The organism is Phytoamicus setariae (genome assembly GCF_016722925.1).
Lineage (GTDB): Bacteria > Pseudomonadota > Alphaproteobacteria > Rhizobiales > Rhizobiaceae > Rhizobium_E > Rhizobium_E setariae.
This window is the reverse complement of record NZ_JAEQNC010000017.1, coordinates 110882-126215: the sequence shown is the minus strand read 5'-3', so window position 1 is coordinate 126215 and position 15334 is coordinate 110882. Positions and strand designations below refer to the sequence as shown.

The following is a 15334-nucleotide window of genomic DNA, read 5'->3' as shown; positions in this document are numbered from 1 at the left end:
GGTCGACAAAGCTTCCGACTTTGCCGACCTCTTTAATCGTAGCTACTAATCTATAGCAAAACCGCTTCTAGCGGTTCAAGCGCAGCGTTTCAAACCTCCACCTTTGGTGGAGGTCATGACTTGATTTATTCAAAAAGCCGTTTGGCAGAATCCAGGCAACAAAAAACCCGGCGTAAACCGGGTTATTGTAGAGCGAATCTGGTCAGGGCTATCAGATGCCGAGGCCGGAGAAGCGCTTGTTGAACTTCGAGACGCGGCCGCCGCGGTCCATCATCTGCTGGTTGCCGCCGGTCCATGCCGGGTGCGACTTGGAGTCGATTTCGAGGTTCATGGTCTGGCCTTCGGAGCCCCAGGTCGAACGGGTCGTGTACTCGGTGCCGTCGGTCATGACCACTTTGATCATGTGGTAGTCGGGATGAATTTGGGTTTTCATGACATTAGTCCTGCAGGTCACAGTGGTCTTTTGCCGCATGCCTTGCAGCTTCCGATCCAAACGAATAAATGAAGCCGTAATCCGCTTGTGGATCACGGCTTCGTTTGATGGCGTGGCGTATACAACAAGCATAGAGAGATAACAAGTGCCCGAATGCAGGATTCGCTCCGCCGGGCGCACGAAATCGGAGGCATTGGCCGGTGGCACTACGAGAAGATGCGGCAAGGAGACCAGCGCTCCGTCCGCTGGCAAGACTATTTCCCTACATCCTGCGTTACAGGTATCTGGCAAGTGGGGCGATAGTATTTCTTTTCGTGGCCGCGATTACCACGCTGATATTGCCGACAGCAGTTCGGCGGATGATCGATAGCGGTTTTTCCAATTCGGATTCGTCCTTCATCAATACCTATTTTTCGATGCTGTTGGTGCTCGCGGTCGTGCTCGCAGCGGCGTCGGCGCTTCGCTATTATTTCGTCATCACGCTGGGTGAACGGATCGTCGCTGACCTCCGGCGGGATGTCTTCGATCATATCACGCGGCTGTCGCCGGCGTTTTTTGATGTCAACCAGACGGGCGAGATCGTTTCACGCCTGACGGCAGACGCCACGCAGATCAAGTCGGCAGTCGGCGCCTCGGCGTCGCTTGCGCTGCGCAATTCGATCCTCTGCCTCGGCGCCATGGGGATGATGATCTATACCAGCCCGAAACTTTCGGGGCTGGTTCTGGCAGCCATTCCGCTGATCGTCTTTCCGCTCGTCGGGTTTGGCCGCAAGGTACGCAAGCGCTCGCGCGAGGCGCAGGACCGGCTGGCAGGCGCCTCGGCATATGCGTCTGAGGCAATCGGCGCGATCCGCACGGTGCAGGCGTTCAACAATTCCGGCCTGGCGCGCGATCGCTTTGGCTCGGCTGCCGAAAACGCCTTTGAAGCAGCGCGGCTTTCGACGCGCCAGCGCGCCATTCTCACAGGTTTTGCCATCACCATGGTGTTCGGTTCGGTCGTAGCCGTGCTGTGGTTCGGCGCACAGAGCGTGCTGGCGGGTACGCTGACCGGCGGCACGCTCGGCCAGTTCCTGCTCTACTCGGTCATGGCGGCGGGTGCGCTCGGGTCGCTGTCGGAGGTCTGGAGCGAACTCAGCCAGGCGTCGGGGGCGGCTTCGCGCCTGATGGAGCTACTTGCGGAAGAACCGGCGATCATGGCGCCGGCAAAGCCCAAGCCTTTGCCCAAGCCGCCGCTTGGCAGCGTCGACTTCGACGACGTACGTTTTGCCTATCCGACCCGTCCCGGCACCTCGGCGCTCGAAGGGCTGACGCTGTCGGTCAAGCCCGGTGAACGGGTGGCGGTGGTCGGCTCGTCTGGGGCTGGCAAGAGCACGCTGTTTTCGCTGCTGCTGCGCTATTACGACGCCGATGCGGGCCGCGTGCTGATCGATGGTGTCGATGTGCGCGAAGCCGATCCCGGCGAGATCCGGGCGCGCATTGCCATCGTGCCGCAGGACGTGACGATCTTTGCAGCCTCGATCCATGACAACATCGCCTTCGGCGCGGCTGGAGCGACGCGTGCGGATGTCGAGGCGGCGGCGCGTGCCGCGCATGCCGAGGAGTTCATCCTTCGGCTGGACGAAAGCTATGACACGGAAGTGGGAGAGCGCGGTATCATGCTGTCTGGTGGGCAGCGGCAGCGTATCGCCATCGCCCGCGCCATCCTGCGCAACGCACCGATCCTGCTGCTGGACGAGGCGACCTCGGCACTGGATGCCGAGAGCGAGACGCTGGTTCAGACCGCGCTGGACGGGCTGATGCAGGGCCGTACGACCATTGTCATCGCGCATCGTCTGGCGACCGTGCTCAAGGCTGACCGCATCCTGGTCATGGATCAGGGCCAGATTGTCGAGGAAGGCACGCACCAGACGCTGGTGGCCAAGGGCGGCATCTATGCGCGACTGGCCAGCCTGCAGTTCGGGCTTGACCGACACAACGTGCTGCACGTGGTACGGTAGGCTTCAGCCAGACATCATCGACTGTCGCGTGCGGTCGCGTTCGATAATCGCGCGCGTCCGCACTTGCGACGGTGCTTCAGGGCGCCAGCTGCCTGGTGTCACGATGGAAAGCAGGCGACCTTGGTCGTCGCGCACATGAACCCGGACCGATTCACCTTTGCCGCAGCGGGCAATGCGGATCGCCAGAGTCCGGCCGTAATAGAGGGCCGAACCGTCGTCGAAATGGCCGGTTCCCTCATCGTCAAGAACAGTCTCGTCGTTCCAGTGTATGTCGAAGAAGTAGTGCTGCATCTCGGACCTCGGCTGTCCGGCGCTCGTCGCGGCGCCGATCCTGATGCACAAGACCACATTGCATCCGAACAGGCGCTGAATTGCCCGTTCACCTGGCATTCAGCTTGGCGACAACCGTCTACTCTAATGTGTCTGGGGCTACGGTCATCCTGTTATGAAGCAACCGACATCGCTGCCGACCCACGCCACGCGAGCCCCCTTGTCACCCCGGGTGCGGGGCGGCTGTTCCGATTTGCCTGGTGATCACATTTTGTCGCTTCACACAAAGGTGAATGGCAATTTCCATCAAAGTCGCTGCAAACTCGCTGCGGGCTACAGCCCTGAACCAATCATGAGGAGAATACCGATGATTAGGATGGGGACTATTGCGGCCTTGCTTGCCGCCTTTGCCATTCCGGCATTCGCCGAAGACGCCATGGTGAAGCCGGAAAGCCAGCCGGTCACGACCAATTCAGCTGTCGACACAACCGTGAGCAAGGACGATGCAACGGTCGGAAGCGCCATCATCAAGGATGGCGGTCACGATTGCATGAAACGCCGCAGCGCTACCCTCAACATGATGTAAGAGGCCTTTGTCCGCCCCAGCTGGATGATGCCGAAAGCGAACGCTGGTGCAAACGGCGCTTGACGGGCTGATGCAGGGCCGAACGACAATTGTTATTGCGCATCGTCCGGCAACGGTGCTCCAGGCCGATCGTATCCTGGTGATCGATCGGGGCCGGTCGTCGAGGAGTTGCCCACCAGGCGCCTGTGACCAGGGGCGGAGTTTATGCCCGTTTGGCGAGCCTGCAGTTCGGGATTGATCGCAGGAGTGTCGGGCAGATGCAGCTACGGGCCGGATCGCGATCAAAAAACCTGACGACGGGCAAGTCGCCACAGATTTCCTCCTGTAGGCAATTCCCTAACTGTCCCGTTTCATGCCTGACGGGACTGGGTTGCTTCCTGCAACCCAGACTGCTAGGCAAATGCCCATTCAGGTGCCAATGGAGTTTGCAGTGAGTACGACCGATCTAGAGGGCGGGGAGTTTGCCAACAACGAAACGGAGGGTGTTTCCCGTGGGCGAAAGCGAGCGGGGAAAAATAAGAAAAACAAAGGCTTCCTCAAGTCGGGAAACCACTATCCGACCGAATTCGACATCACATATCTCGCAAGGATAGATGGTCGGACCGTCGTCTACATGACCGACGACGACTACAGCAAGGGATGGTTCTATCCACGATATTCAAAGGGAAGACTTCATGAGCCTGCAGCATCGCAACTGCTGCTGGACAACCTTACGGAATCCAGCGTCTTCGTAGATGTCGGGGCGCATCTGGGCTATTTCTCGATGCTTGCGGCAAACAAGGCGCATTCGGTTTTCGCCATCGAGGTGCTGGAATTCCTCATACCCCGCATTCATCGCAACTGTGTCGCGAATCACTACGACAACGTTCATACGATCTACGCGGCCGCGGGCGATGCTCCGGGCTTTATCACTGCCCCCAAGATCGGCGGGCCGACGAACAAGGTGGGTGAGACTGGTCAGAATTCACTGGTGCCCGTGATCAAGCTCGATGACTATTTCGCTGATGTGGATGGGCCTATGTTCCTGAAGATCGACACCGAAGGGTACGAGTATCAGGTGCTCAAGGGGGCGGCTAAAATTCTCGAGAAGAAGCCAAAGCTGCTGATCGAAGTTCACAAGGGTATGGCAAGGTTCGGCTTCAGCCGTGCCGACATGTATGACCTTCTGAAGGGCTATGGATACTCGATCTACGGCCTTGATCACAGGCGAACGGAAGGAAACCAGAGGGAGATCAGCATCGACGAAATCTCCCAGATGAACAATACCATGATCTTCTGCGCCTAGGGTTGATTGGCCAGTTCGCGCAAAGGCGACTGGCCTCAAACTCTTGGCGGTTAGACGCTTGGTCAGGCTCACGAGGCATGCTCGCTATCCAGCACAACATGGAAAACGCCGCCGCAAGGGACGGTGTTCCGGCTGCATGCATCACAAGACGGCGCTCGAGATGATCTAATTCCAGGGGCTGATGGCGCCCGTGCGGGCGCCACGAGGCTCAGGCCTTGGGGACCGGCCGGTTGGCAACGTCGATGAGTGCCTTGTGGATATGCTCGTTGCCGGCTGCGACCGTGCCGCTGCCGAAAATGTCGGCGCTGCCGGAAAGGTCGCTGACAAAGCCGCCCGCTTCGCGGATCAGGATGAGGCCGGCTGCGACATCCCAGGCACTCAGGCCTTCTTCCCAGAAGCCGTCCAAGCGACCGGCTGCGACATAGGCCAGATCCAGAGAGGCGGCGCCGAAGCGACGGATGCCGGCGACCTCACCCATCACGTGCCTGAGTTGCACGAGGAAGCGGCCATGCATGCCGCGGCCGAGATGGGGGACGCCGCAGCCAATGACGCTGTCGGACAGTTTCTTGCGCGCCGAGACGCGCAGACGACGGTCGTTGACGAATGCGCCGCCGCCCTTTTCCGCCGTGAACAAGTCGTCTGTCGCGGGATTGTAGATGACGCCGGCAACCATCTCGCCATTGCGCTCAAGTCCGATCGAGACGGCAAACATCGGTATGCCATGCAGGAAGTTGGTGGTGCCATCCAATGGGTCGACGATCCAGCGATGGGCGCCGTCGGTGCCCTTGATCTCTTCGCTTTCCTCGCCCAGGAACCCATAGGTCGGGCGGGCGCGCAAAAGTTCTTCCTTGACGATTTTCTCGGAACGACGATCCGCCTGGGTGACGTAGTCGCCAGGTCCCTTCAGCGACACCTGCAGGTTCTGTACCTCGCCGAAATCTCGGCTGAGCGATTTGCCGGCCTTGAGGGCGGACTGAACCATCACATTCAACAGCGCCGAACGGGCCATTTTCGGATTCCTTTAAAATCAATCGGCCCCGATTCAGGGGCCGCTAAACAACGTCGCGGGCCAGCCATTCGCCGGCGCCTGCGGGATTGGCGCCTCAAGACCATAAAAGCCCGCCTGTTTCAAGTATTTTCGGGCCGAGGATGCTCTGATGTCGGGAAACGGAGCCCTTTGGCCATACTCAGGCTTCGGTCCAGCGGCGCTTGGACGACTCCAGATGAGCGTGCATCGCCGACTGGGCCAGCAGCGGATCGCGCGCCTCGAAAGCGGCATAGATTGCTTCGTGCTCCGCAAGCGCCAGCGACCACGTCTCCCGGCTCTCGAACCAGGTCTGCAGCTTTTCGCCGATCGGGCTGTGGCGCTCATCGAAAAGTTCGCCGATGAAGCGGGCAATGACCGTGTTTCCCGTCTGTCGGGCGATCGTCATGTGGAACAGCCGGTCCTGGTCGAGCGCCTTTCGTCCCTGCTCGATTTCGATGCGCATGGCGTCGATGGATTGGCGGAGTATCGACAGTGTCTCCGGCGTCATCCGGGCCGTGGCCATCAGGGCGGCGGAACCCTCGACGATGGCGCGGGCTTGCATGAGTTCAGAGGGGCTTTCGCCCACCAGCCCGGTGGGCAATGGAGGACGCTCACGCTCCGGACAGACATAGACGCCCGAGCCCATGCGGATCTCGACCGTTCCATCGATCTCGAGTGCGATCAGGGCCTCGCGTAGCGAGGGACGCGATACGCCGAGCTGCTGGGCGAGATCGCGTTCGCTTGGCAATCTGGTGCCGGCTTCGAACCTGCCGCGATAGATCAGCTGGCGAATCTGGTCGGCGACCTGCTGATAGAGCCGTCGCGGCTCGATGGTTTTCAAAGGGGCGGGCACGGCAACTTCCTCCCAAAAACGCGTGCGACATATTTGGCCTTACCATAGCGAGCTATAATCGGCCTGACCACACAGATATCTGTAACTTCAACAAAATTAGCGTATTGACGCGGCTAAGCGAATCCTTAATTAGAAAAACAACCCCCAAATTTCTGAAATTGGCTTGACCAATTATGGTTTCATCGATAGTCGTCCCTACCGCAAGTCGTATCTGGGGCGGAGATCGGGACGGCTTTTGTTAATTGGTAAGGCCACCAGCGTGGCCGGAACAGGAGGGCGGAATGGGAGCGAGCGCATCGCAATCAAACGCATCGGTGAACAACGATCCATCAACGGATGCGAACACTGAAGCACTCCTGACCCTCGATGACGTCACGAAGGAATTTCCCGGCGTCATGGCGCTGGCCGGCGTTCATTTCGATCTGCGCCGCGGCGAGGTGCATGCCGTCTGCGGCGAGAACGGCGCCGGTAAGTCCACGCTGATGAAGATCGTCAGCGGCGTCTATCAGCCGACGTCGGGCACCATCATCTACAAGGGCGAAAAGGTGCAGTTCGCCTCGCCGCTGCAGTCCGAAGCCGCCGGCATCGCCATCATCCATCAGGAACTTAATCTGATCCCGCATCTGTCGGTCGCCGAGAACATCTATCTGGCGCGCGAGCCGCGGCGCGGGTTTCTCGTTGATCGCAAGAAACTCCTCGCAGATTCCCGTAAATGCCTCGAAAGGCTCGGGCTCGAGCTCGATCCGAATGCGCTCGTGCGCGGTCTCTCCGTCGCGCAATGTCAGATGGTGGAAATTGCCAAGGCCTTGTCGCTCAATGCCGAAGTGCTGATCATGGACGAGCCGACCTCGTCGCTGACCGAGCAGGAAACGGCCTTGCTGTTCAAGGTTATCAAGGACCTGAAGGCATCCGGCGTCGGCATCGTCTATATCTCCCATCGTCTCGAAGAGATGGCTGAAATCGTCGACCGCGTCACGATCCTGCGCGACGGCAAGTATGTCGCCACACGTGATTTTGCCGCCACGACCGTGGATGAGATCGTTTCCTTGATGGTCGGCCGCTCGCTTGAGGAAAAGTTTCCCGAACGCACCTCGATTCCATCCGAGGATGTGCTGCTGAAAGTTTCCAGCTTGAGCCGGCCTGGCGCGTTCGAAGCAATCGATTTCACGCTCCGGCGCGGCGAGATCCTCGGCTTTGCCGGATTGATGGGTGCGGGTCGCACGGAAGTGGCGCGCGCCATCTTCGGTGCGGAGCCAGCCCATGCGGGCAGCATCGAGTATCAGGGCCGTACGTTGTCCATTGCTTCTCCGCGCGACGCCATTGCCGAGGGCATTGCCTATCTCTCCGAGGATCGCAAGACGCAAGGGCTGGCGATCAAGATGTCGGTGGCGGCAAACATGGTGCTCGCCAACATGAGCGAGGTCTCCAGCCGCTTCGGTATCATCGACCGCGCCAAGCACGACGAAGTCGCCAGGCGCTACGTCGATCTTCTCAGCATCAAGACGCCTTCCGTCGACCAGCCGGTGCGGCTGTTGTCGGGCGGCAATCAGCAGAAGATCATCATCGGCAAGTGGCTGTTCCGGCAGTCGCGCGTGTTGTTTTTCGACGAGCCGACGCGCGGTATCGATGTCGGCGCCAAATTCGCCATCTACAAGATCATGGACGAACTGGCGGCGCAGGGCATCGGCGTCGTGCTCATCAGTTCCGAACTCCCCGAGATTCTCGGCATGACGGACCGGGTTGCGGTGTTTCACGAGGGCCGGATCACCGGGATCCTCAACACCCGCGAGACCAACCAGGAAGAAATCATGCGCTACGCATCCGGCCAGAAGCGTGCCGGACAGTGAAGGACACCATCATGAAAAGTGCTGAACAGAAGCAGACGGGCCTGAGCGACAAGCAGAAGGACATCATTCAGAAATTTGCCGCGCTCGGCAGTCTCGTCGTGCTGATCGTGGTGTTCGCGCTGACCAGCCCAGCCTTCTTTACGCTCAACAACGGCATGACGATCGCGCTGCAGGTGACCTCGATCGCGCTTCTCGGCATTGGCGCGACCTGCGTCATCATCACCGGCGGCATCGACCTCTCGGTCGGCTCCGTTCTGGCGCTCGGCGGCGTGGTCGCGGCACTTTGCGTCAAGGAACTCGGCATGCCGGTTCCGCTTGGGATGGTGCTCGGCATTCTGACGGGAACAGTCTGTGGCCTGATCAACGGCATTGCGGTAACCAAGTTCAAGCTGCCGCCATTCATCGCCACGCTCGGCATGATGCTGATTGCACGTGGTGTGGCGCTTGAAATCACCGGCGCGCGCGCAGTCTCCGGCCTCGGCGAGTCCTTCGGCGAACTGGGCAACGGCGCGCTGTTCCGCATGGTCACTATCGGCGACGATGGCTTTCCGACGGTTACGTTTCCCGGCATTCCCTATCCGGTCATCCTGATGATCGTGATCGCACTGGCCGTCGGCTACATGCTCTATCGCAGCGTACTCGGTCGCCACATCTATGCTGTCGGCTCGAACGCGGATGCCGCACGCCTGTCCGGCGTCAATGTCAGCAAGGTCGTCAATTTCACCTACATCCTCTCGGGCACGCTGGCGGGCCTTACCGGCTGCGTGCTGATGTCGCGGCTCGTCACTGCCCAGCCGAACGAAGGCGTCAGCTACGAGCTCGACGCCATCGCCAGCGCCGTCATCGGCGGCACCTCGCTGATCGGTGGCGTCGGCACGATCTCGGGCACGCTGATCGGATCGTTCGTGATAGGCATCCTGAGAAATGGCCTCAACATGAATGGCGTCTCTGCCTTCACGCAACAGATCATCATCGGTGTCGTCATCCTGGGCACGGTCTGGATCGACCAGTTGCGCAACCGTCGATGAAGCAAATGCGGCAGCAATGCCGCTGAATAGGGAAACTCTTGGGTGTTTCCTTGAACTGGCTGGTCAGGCCAATTTACAACGGAGGAAGATCATGAAAAAACTGCTTATTGCCGCCCTGGCATCGACGATCGGTCTGTGGACTGTGCCTGCTCAGGCAGCCGAAGAAATCGCCGTGATCGTCAAGACGGTCAACTCGACCTTCTGGCAGAACGTCCAGAAGGGTGCCGATGCGGCTATTGGTCAGGCCGGTTCCGATTACGCCATCACCTTCCAGGGCCCTGCTTCGGAATCCGCCATCGCTGATCAGGTCAACATGGTCGAGAACGCCATCAACCGCAAGGTTGCCGGTATAGTGCTCGCGCCGTCCGACCCTGATGCTCTGGTGCCGGTTGTGAAGAAGGCCTGGGAAGCCCGCATTCCCGTCGTGCTGATCGACTCCCAGCTCACCGAAGGTTCGGAGCAGTATTACCAGTCGTTTCTCGCCACTGACAACAAGAAGGCTGGCGAACTGGCTGCCCAGGAGCTGATCGCGCGCATCGGCAAGACCGGCAAGATCGCCATCATGTCCTATGTCGCAGGTGCCGGTTCTGAAATCGGTCGCGTCGGCGGCTTCACCGATTACATCAAGGCAAACTCCGAGCTTGAAATCGTCGGCCCGTTCTACTCGCAGTCGCAGATGGCGACCGCGCTGAACCAGACTACCGACGTACTGGCAGCCAATGCCGACCTCAAGGGCATGTTCGGCGCCAATGAGCCGACTGCCATCGGCATGGCACGCGCCATCGTATCGGCTGGCAAGGCTGGCAAGGTTGTCGGCATCGGCTTTGACGGCAACGAAGACCTGCAGCACTTCGTCAAGGACGGCACGCTCGGCGCCATCGCCGTGCAGGGTTCCTACCAGATGGGTGAACTCGGCGTACAGACCGTCGTCAAGATCCTGAAGAAGGAAAAGGTCGAGAAGTTCAACGACACCGGTGTCGTCGTCGTCACCAAGGACAACATCGACCAGCCGGTTGCAAAGAACGTTCTCTACTAAGATCATGATGGACGCGCGGCATCAGCCGCGCGTCTCCTTTCGTTAGCAGGGGCATAGACATGAAGATCACCCAGACACGTACGCTTTCCCGTCGACCGGTAACGTTGAACCTGCTCGGGCTCGGCTGCGCGCAGATGGGCGGGCTCTATCGCTCCACCAGCTATCAGGATGCAGCGGCCACGTTCGATGCCGCATGGGATGCCGGCATCCGCTATTTCGATACTGCACCCTACTACGGCTATTCTCGTTCCGAGCGACGGCTCGGCACGATGCTCGGCGAAAAGCCGCGCGATGCCTATGTGGTCAGCACCAAGGCGGGCCGGGTTATGACACCCGATACGAACATCAGCGCCGAGGAAAACGGTTGGGTCAACCCGCTGAAATTCCGTCCGGTCTTCGACTATTCCCACGATGGCATCCTGCGCTCCTTCGAGCACAGCCAGCAGCGACTCGGTCTCGCAACCATCGATATCCTCTATCTTCACGACATCGGCAGCGTCACCCATGGCGAGCAGCACCTGCACTATTGGTCGCAACTGACCGAGGGCGGCGGTTTCAAGGCGCTTGACCGGTTGCGGAGCGAAAAGTCCGTCTCGGCGGTCGGCCTTGGCGTCAATGAATGGCAGATCATCCGCGATGCCGTGGCAGCCTTCGATATCGACGTGGCGATGCTCGCCGGCCGCTATACGCTGTTGGAACAGGAAAGCCTGGCATTCCTTGACGACTGCGCGGCGCGCGGTGTCGGCATCGTTGCTGCAGGCGTCTTCAATTCCGGAATTCTGGCCGGCAACAAGAAATTCAACTACGAGGACGCATCGCCCGAGCTGCTCGATCGTGTCGACCAGCTGCAGGCGGTTTGCGACGAGGCGGGTGTGTTGTTGCAGGCGGCGGCGCTGCAGTTTCCGCTTGCCCATCCGGCTGTCGTCTCCGTGGTCACGGGCGTGCGCAATGCTGGACAGCTTGCGTCCAATATCGGATGGTTTGAGCAGGAAATTCCGGCCACGTTCTGGGAAGAGTTGAGATCGCGCGGCCTTTTGGCCGAAGGTGCTCCATTTCCGGGCGGGCTCTGAGGGATTCCGCCAAGTCACATTTCCTATGCAGCCTCTGTTCAAGGTAGCTCATGACAACGACCCCGATCCTGCAGTTCGGAACCAGCCGGTTTCTGCTTGCACATGTTGACCTCTTCGTTTCCGAGGCACTTGCGCGTGGTGAGGCGATAGGCAAGATCACCATCGTCCAGACGACGGATAGTCCCGAGAGTGCGCGCCGTGTTGCAGCGCTTGCCTCCGGAGATTCCTATCCGGTGAGGATTCGTGGCCTCTTGGATGGCAGTCCGGTAGACGAGGAACGCCAGGGCAGGGCGGTCGCGGGCGCATTGTTTGCCGGGCGCGATTGGGCCGAAGTGCGCAAGGCGGCGGTCGCGGCCGACATCATCCTCTCGAATACCGGCGAACGGGGCTTTGACCTACATGCCGACGACGATGCCGAGTTGCTACATAACTACGACCGCGTGCCGAAGAGCTTTCCCGCCAAGCTCCTCATGCTTCTCCACGAACGTTGGCAGGCGCGTCCGGACGCGCCGGTTTCGGTCTATCCGTGCGAACTGCTGCAGCGCAACGGTGACAAGCTGAAAGCCTTGATCGGCGAGATTGCTGCGGGCTGGGGCGTGGAACAGGGGTTCCTCGATTATCTCGACAGCAACTGCCGGTTTGCAAACAGCCTTGTCGACCGGATTGTCTCCGAGGCGATCCAGCCTGTGGGCGCGATTGCCGAGCCCTATGCACTCTGGGCCATCGAGGCGCAGGTGGGGCTGGTGCTGCCCTGTATCCATCCATCGGTTATCGTTACAGATGATCTCGACCGATATGAGCATCTCAAACTTCATATCCTCAATCTTGGCCATACCTACCTTGCGGAATGCTGGCTTTCCGGCGATCGCGACAAGGACGAATTGGTGCGCGAGATCATGGCGGATCCCGCCATCCGGGAAGGCCTTGAATCCGTCTGGCGTGACGAGGTGCTGCCGGTATTCGTCGCCGACGGGCTCGCAAGGGAGGCTGAGGCCTATATCGTGGAGGTTCGCGACCGGTTCCTCAATCCCTTTCTTGCCCATCGCCTATCCGACATTGCCGGAAACCACCAGGAAAAAAAGCGCCGCCGTATCCAGCCGATGATTGACCGCGCCCACGAACTCGGCCTTTCTCTCGCCCAGCCGCGACTCGTCGCGGCAATGGGGCACTGAGCGAGGAGGAACGCGCGTGGTGGAGAATGGAAAGGCCGGCCGGCTACTGGCAATCGGCGAATGCATGGTCGAGCTGAAACAGTCGGAGGGCGGGGCGTTGCAGCTCGGTTTCGCCGGTGACACTTTCAACACCGCCTATTATGCGCGCCTCGAAATGCCTGACAGCTGGGCCGTCGATTACTATACCTGCCTGGGCACGGACCGCATGTCCGATGACATGGTGGCCTTCATGGCCGATAACCGCATCGGCGTTTCGTCTATCTGCCGGATCGCCGAGCGACAGGTCGGCCTGTACATGATCCATCTCAACAATGGCGAGCGGAGCTTTTCCTACTGGCGTTCGAATTCCGCCGCGAGGTTGCTCGCGCAGGATCGCGCAAGGCTTCGTGCAGCCATCGACGGAGCCGATGTCATCCTGTTTTCGGGCATCACGCTGGCGATCCTGGAAGGCGATGGCGCCGATACGCTGGTCGAGGAACTGGGGTGGGCAAGGGATGCCGGCAAGACCGTCGCCTTCGATCCTAATATTCGCCCACGTCTTTGGCGCGACCAGCAGGAGATGCTGCGGGTTCTTGAGAAGGGCGCACGCGCAGCCAGCATGGTCATGCCGAGCTATGACGACGAAACGACCTACTTCGGTGACGCAAGTCCAGAGGCCACGATTGCGCGCTATCGCGATTGGGGCGCGCGAGACGTCATCCTCAAGAATGGCGAGCACGGCGCGCTGATCGCCACCGCTGCCGGCATCACCCCCATCGCCGTCGAAAAGGTCGAAACGGTGGTCGATACGACCGGGGCGGGCGACAGTTTCAATGGGGCGTTTCTTGCCCGGTACGCGCTGTCGGGCGATGCGGTCGAGGCTGCCGGGCGGGCAGCGCGAGTGGCTGCGGCCGTCATCCAGCATCACGGCGCGTTGGTCGATCCGGCGGTTATGCCGGTCTGAGGCGTATAACGATCGCAGCCGCACCTCCCATGCGGCTGCATGAAACGGCGAAGCCCGGCTTTGCCACGAAGGAGATGAGATGATCAGGGCATTGATGATTGAGGGCGAGAACGTCACACGGTTCCACCAGGTGGAGCGCCAGCCGCTCGAACCGGGCAAGGTGCGGGTCAACGTTCGCCATATCGGACTATGTGGCAGTGATCTCAATACCTTCAAGGGGCTCAACCCACTGGTGGCGCTGCCGCGCATTCCGGGTCACGAGATCGGTGGCGAAATCATCGAGGTCGGCGCCGGCGTCGATGCGATTTACGCTCCCGGTGCGCGGGTCATCGTCATGCCCTACACCAATTGCGGCGAATGCTCCTCCTGCCGCAAGGGCAAGGTCAATGCCTGCCGCTACAACAAGACGCTCGGTGTCCAGCAGGACGGCGGTCTTGCCGAGGAAATCGTGCTGCCGGCTGGCAAGCTCATCGTCAATGATACGCTTGCGCCGCGTCGGCTGGCGCTGGTCGAACCGTTGTCGGTCGGCTTTCACGCCGTCGAGCGCGGCCGTGTGGAGAAGGCTGACAGGGTCGCTGTGATCGGCTGCGGCATGATCGGCATGGGTGCGATCATTGGTGCGGTTGCCAGGGGCGCCGAAGTCATTGCCATCGATCCGAGTGCGGAGAAGCGGGCGCTTGCCGCGCGCTTCGGTGCCGTTGAAACCATCGATCCCATGAATGAGGATGTGGTGGCCCGTGTCAACGCCTGGACCGATGGCGACGGCGTCGATGTGGCGATGGAGGCCGTGGGCCTGCCAGCGACATTCACCCAGGCCGTCGATCTTGCCTGCTTTGGTGGACGGGTCGTCTATATCGGCTATTCCAAGGCGCCGGTGTCCTACCAGACGCAGTTCTTCAACCTCAAGGAACTCGACATCATGGGATCGCGCAACGCGATGACCAGCGATTTCCTTGCGGTCGTCACCCATCTCGAAAGGATCGGCGACGATGCCGACCAGCTGATCTCCAAGGTCTTTCCTTTCGACGATGCCGAACAGGCGCTGCCCTATTGGGACGGCCACCGCAACGCGCTGAAAATCGTCATCGAACGCTGATCGACGCTTCCTGCCGGAAGAATTCCCCGCGGGCGCATCATCCGTGGATTTTCGGGTTGTGCGGAGGCGGCAAGAAGCTTTGCATTTGCGTGTGCCGTTGTGATTTAACTCGGTGGCACGCATCCTTGTCGAGAGCCCGCGCGAAATGGACTTTTCCAAGTTTTTTGCCCGATCGCCCGCCGACGTCGCCGGCGATCTGATTGGCGCCCATATGACCTATCGCGGTGTCGGCGGCATCATCGTCGAGACCGAAGCCTATCATCGCGCCGACCCTGCCTCGCACAGTTTCAATGGCCGGACGCCGCGCAACTCGGTGATGTTCGGGCCGCCGGGATATGCCTATGTGTACCGGTCCTACGGTATCCACTGGTGCCTGAACTTCGTTTGCGAACCGGCCAGCGCGGTGTTGATCCGCGCGGTTGAGCCCCGCGATGGCTTAGGGGCGATGGAAGAAAGACGCGGAATGACGGCGCTCAGGATGCTTTGCAGCGGTCCCGGCCGTTTGTGCCAGGCGTTGGGCATCAGCGGTGATGATAACGGTTTGCCGCTGGATGCGCCGCCGTTTGCGCTGGCCTTGCCGCAGGGCGCGGCCCCGCTGCATGTCGGGCCACGGATCGGCATTACCAAGGCAGTCGACGAGCCGCTGCGCTTCGGTCTGAAAGGCTCGGCGTTTCTCAGCAAGAAATTCTGA

Annotated in this window: 15 protein-coding genes; 11 read left to right on the top strand and 4 right to left on the bottom strand. The window is 60.3% G+C overall.

Annotated features, from left to right (window positions below; all coding sequences use genetic code 11):
- Window positions 1-211: 211 nt before the first annotated feature.
- A complete protein-coding gene (gene rpmE, locus JJB09_RS23660; protein ID WP_201663560.1) occupies window positions 212-433 on the bottom strand; it encodes a 50S ribosomal protein L31 in 222 nt (73 codons plus the stop codon).
- 200 nt (window positions 434-633) lie between these two features.
- Here rpmE and JJB09_RS23655 point away from each other — a divergent pair, with 200 nt between their 5' ends.
- Window positions 634-2430 (top strand): ABC transporter transmembrane domain-containing protein, encoded by a 1797-nt coding sequence (locus JJB09_RS23655; RefSeq protein WP_201663559.1) that lies wholly within the window; start codon window positions 634-636, stop codon window positions 2428-2430.
- 3 nt (window positions 2431-2433) lie between these two features.
- Here JJB09_RS23655 and JJB09_RS23650 read toward each other — a convergent pair whose 3' ends face one another.
- On the bottom strand, window positions 2434-2721 hold the full coding sequence (locus JJB09_RS23650) for a DUF6894 family protein (protein WP_201663558.1): 288 nt from the start codon (window positions 2719-2721) through the stop codon (window positions 2434-2436).
- A 346-nt stretch (window positions 2722-3067) separates the two neighbouring features.
- Here JJB09_RS23650 and JJB09_RS23645 point away from each other — a divergent pair, with 346 nt between their 5' ends.
- A complete protein-coding gene (locus JJB09_RS23645; protein WP_201663557.1) occupies window positions 3068-3286 on the top strand; it encodes a hypothetical protein in 219 nt (72 codons plus the stop codon).
- 430 nt (window positions 3287-3716) lie between these two features.
- Window positions 3717-4571 carry an FkbM family methyltransferase gene (locus JJB09_RS26790; protein WP_201663556.1) on the top strand — a complete coding sequence of 285 codons (855 nt, stop codon included), beginning with the start codon at window positions 3717-3719 and terminating at the stop codon, window positions 4569-4571.
- Between the two features lie 208 nt (window positions 4572-4779).
- Here the strand turns inward: JJB09_RS26790 and JJB09_RS23635 are convergent, their stop codons facing one another.
- Window positions 4780-5580 (bottom strand): inositol monophosphatase family protein, encoded by an 801-nt coding sequence (locus JJB09_RS23635; protein WP_201663555.1) that lies wholly within the window; start codon window positions 5578-5580, stop codon window positions 4780-4782.
- Window positions 5581-5758: 178 nt separating this feature from the next.
- A complete protein-coding gene (locus JJB09_RS23630; RefSeq protein ID WP_201663554.1) occupies window positions 5759-6451 on the bottom strand; it encodes an FCD domain-containing protein in 693 nt (230 codons plus the stop codon).
- Window positions 6452-6846: 395 nt separating this feature from the next.
- Here JJB09_RS23630 and JJB09_RS23625 point away from each other — a divergent pair, with 395 nt between their 5' ends.
- The 8 genes from JJB09_RS23625 to JJB09_RS23590 all read left to right on the top strand — a co-directional run bounded on the left by JJB09_RS23625 (window position 6847) and on the right by JJB09_RS23590 (window position 15334).
- A complete protein-coding gene (locus JJB09_RS23625; RefSeq protein WP_246748922.1) occupies window positions 6847-8298 on the top strand; it encodes a sugar ABC transporter ATP-binding protein in 1452 nt (483 codons plus the stop codon).
- 11 nt (window positions 8299-8309) lie between these two features.
- Complete coding sequence (locus tag JJB09_RS23620; RefSeq protein WP_210341811.1) at window positions 8310-9326, top strand: ABC transporter permease; 1017 nt, start codon at window positions 8310-8312, stop codon at window positions 9324-9326.
- Window positions 9327-9417: 91 nt separating this feature from the next.
- On the top strand, window positions 9418-10362 hold the full coding sequence (locus JJB09_RS23615; RefSeq protein WP_201663552.1) for an ABC transporter substrate-binding protein: 945 nt from the start codon (window positions 9418-9420) through the stop codon (window positions 10360-10362).
- Window positions 10363-10421: 59 nt separating this feature from the next.
- On the top strand, window positions 10422-11432 hold the full coding sequence (locus JJB09_RS23610; RefSeq protein ID WP_201663551.1) for an aldo/keto reductase: 1011 nt from the start codon (window positions 10422-10424) through the stop codon (window positions 11430-11432).
- 50 nt (window positions 11433-11482) lie between these two features.
- Window positions 11483-12604, top strand: coding sequence for a mannitol dehydrogenase family protein (locus JJB09_RS23605; protein ID WP_201663550.1), 1122 nt, complete (start codon window positions 11483-11485; stop codon window positions 12602-12604).
- A 16-nt stretch (window positions 12605-12620) separates the two neighbouring features.
- Complete coding sequence (locus tag JJB09_RS23600) at window positions 12621-13547, top strand: sugar kinase (protein WP_343229078.1); 927 nt, start codon at window positions 12621-12623, stop codon at window positions 13545-13547.
- 79 nt (window positions 13548-13626) lie between these two features.
- Window positions 13627-14643, top strand: a complete 1017-nt coding sequence (locus tag JJB09_RS23595; RefSeq protein WP_201663549.1) for a zinc-binding alcohol dehydrogenase family protein — start codon at window positions 13627-13629, stop codon at window positions 14641-14643.
- A 145-nt stretch (window positions 14644-14788) separates the two neighbouring features.
- Window positions 14789-15334 (top strand): DNA-3-methyladenine glycosylase, encoded by a 546-nt coding sequence (locus JJB09_RS23590; RefSeq protein ID WP_201663565.1) that lies wholly within the window; start codon window positions 14789-14791, stop codon window positions 15332-15334.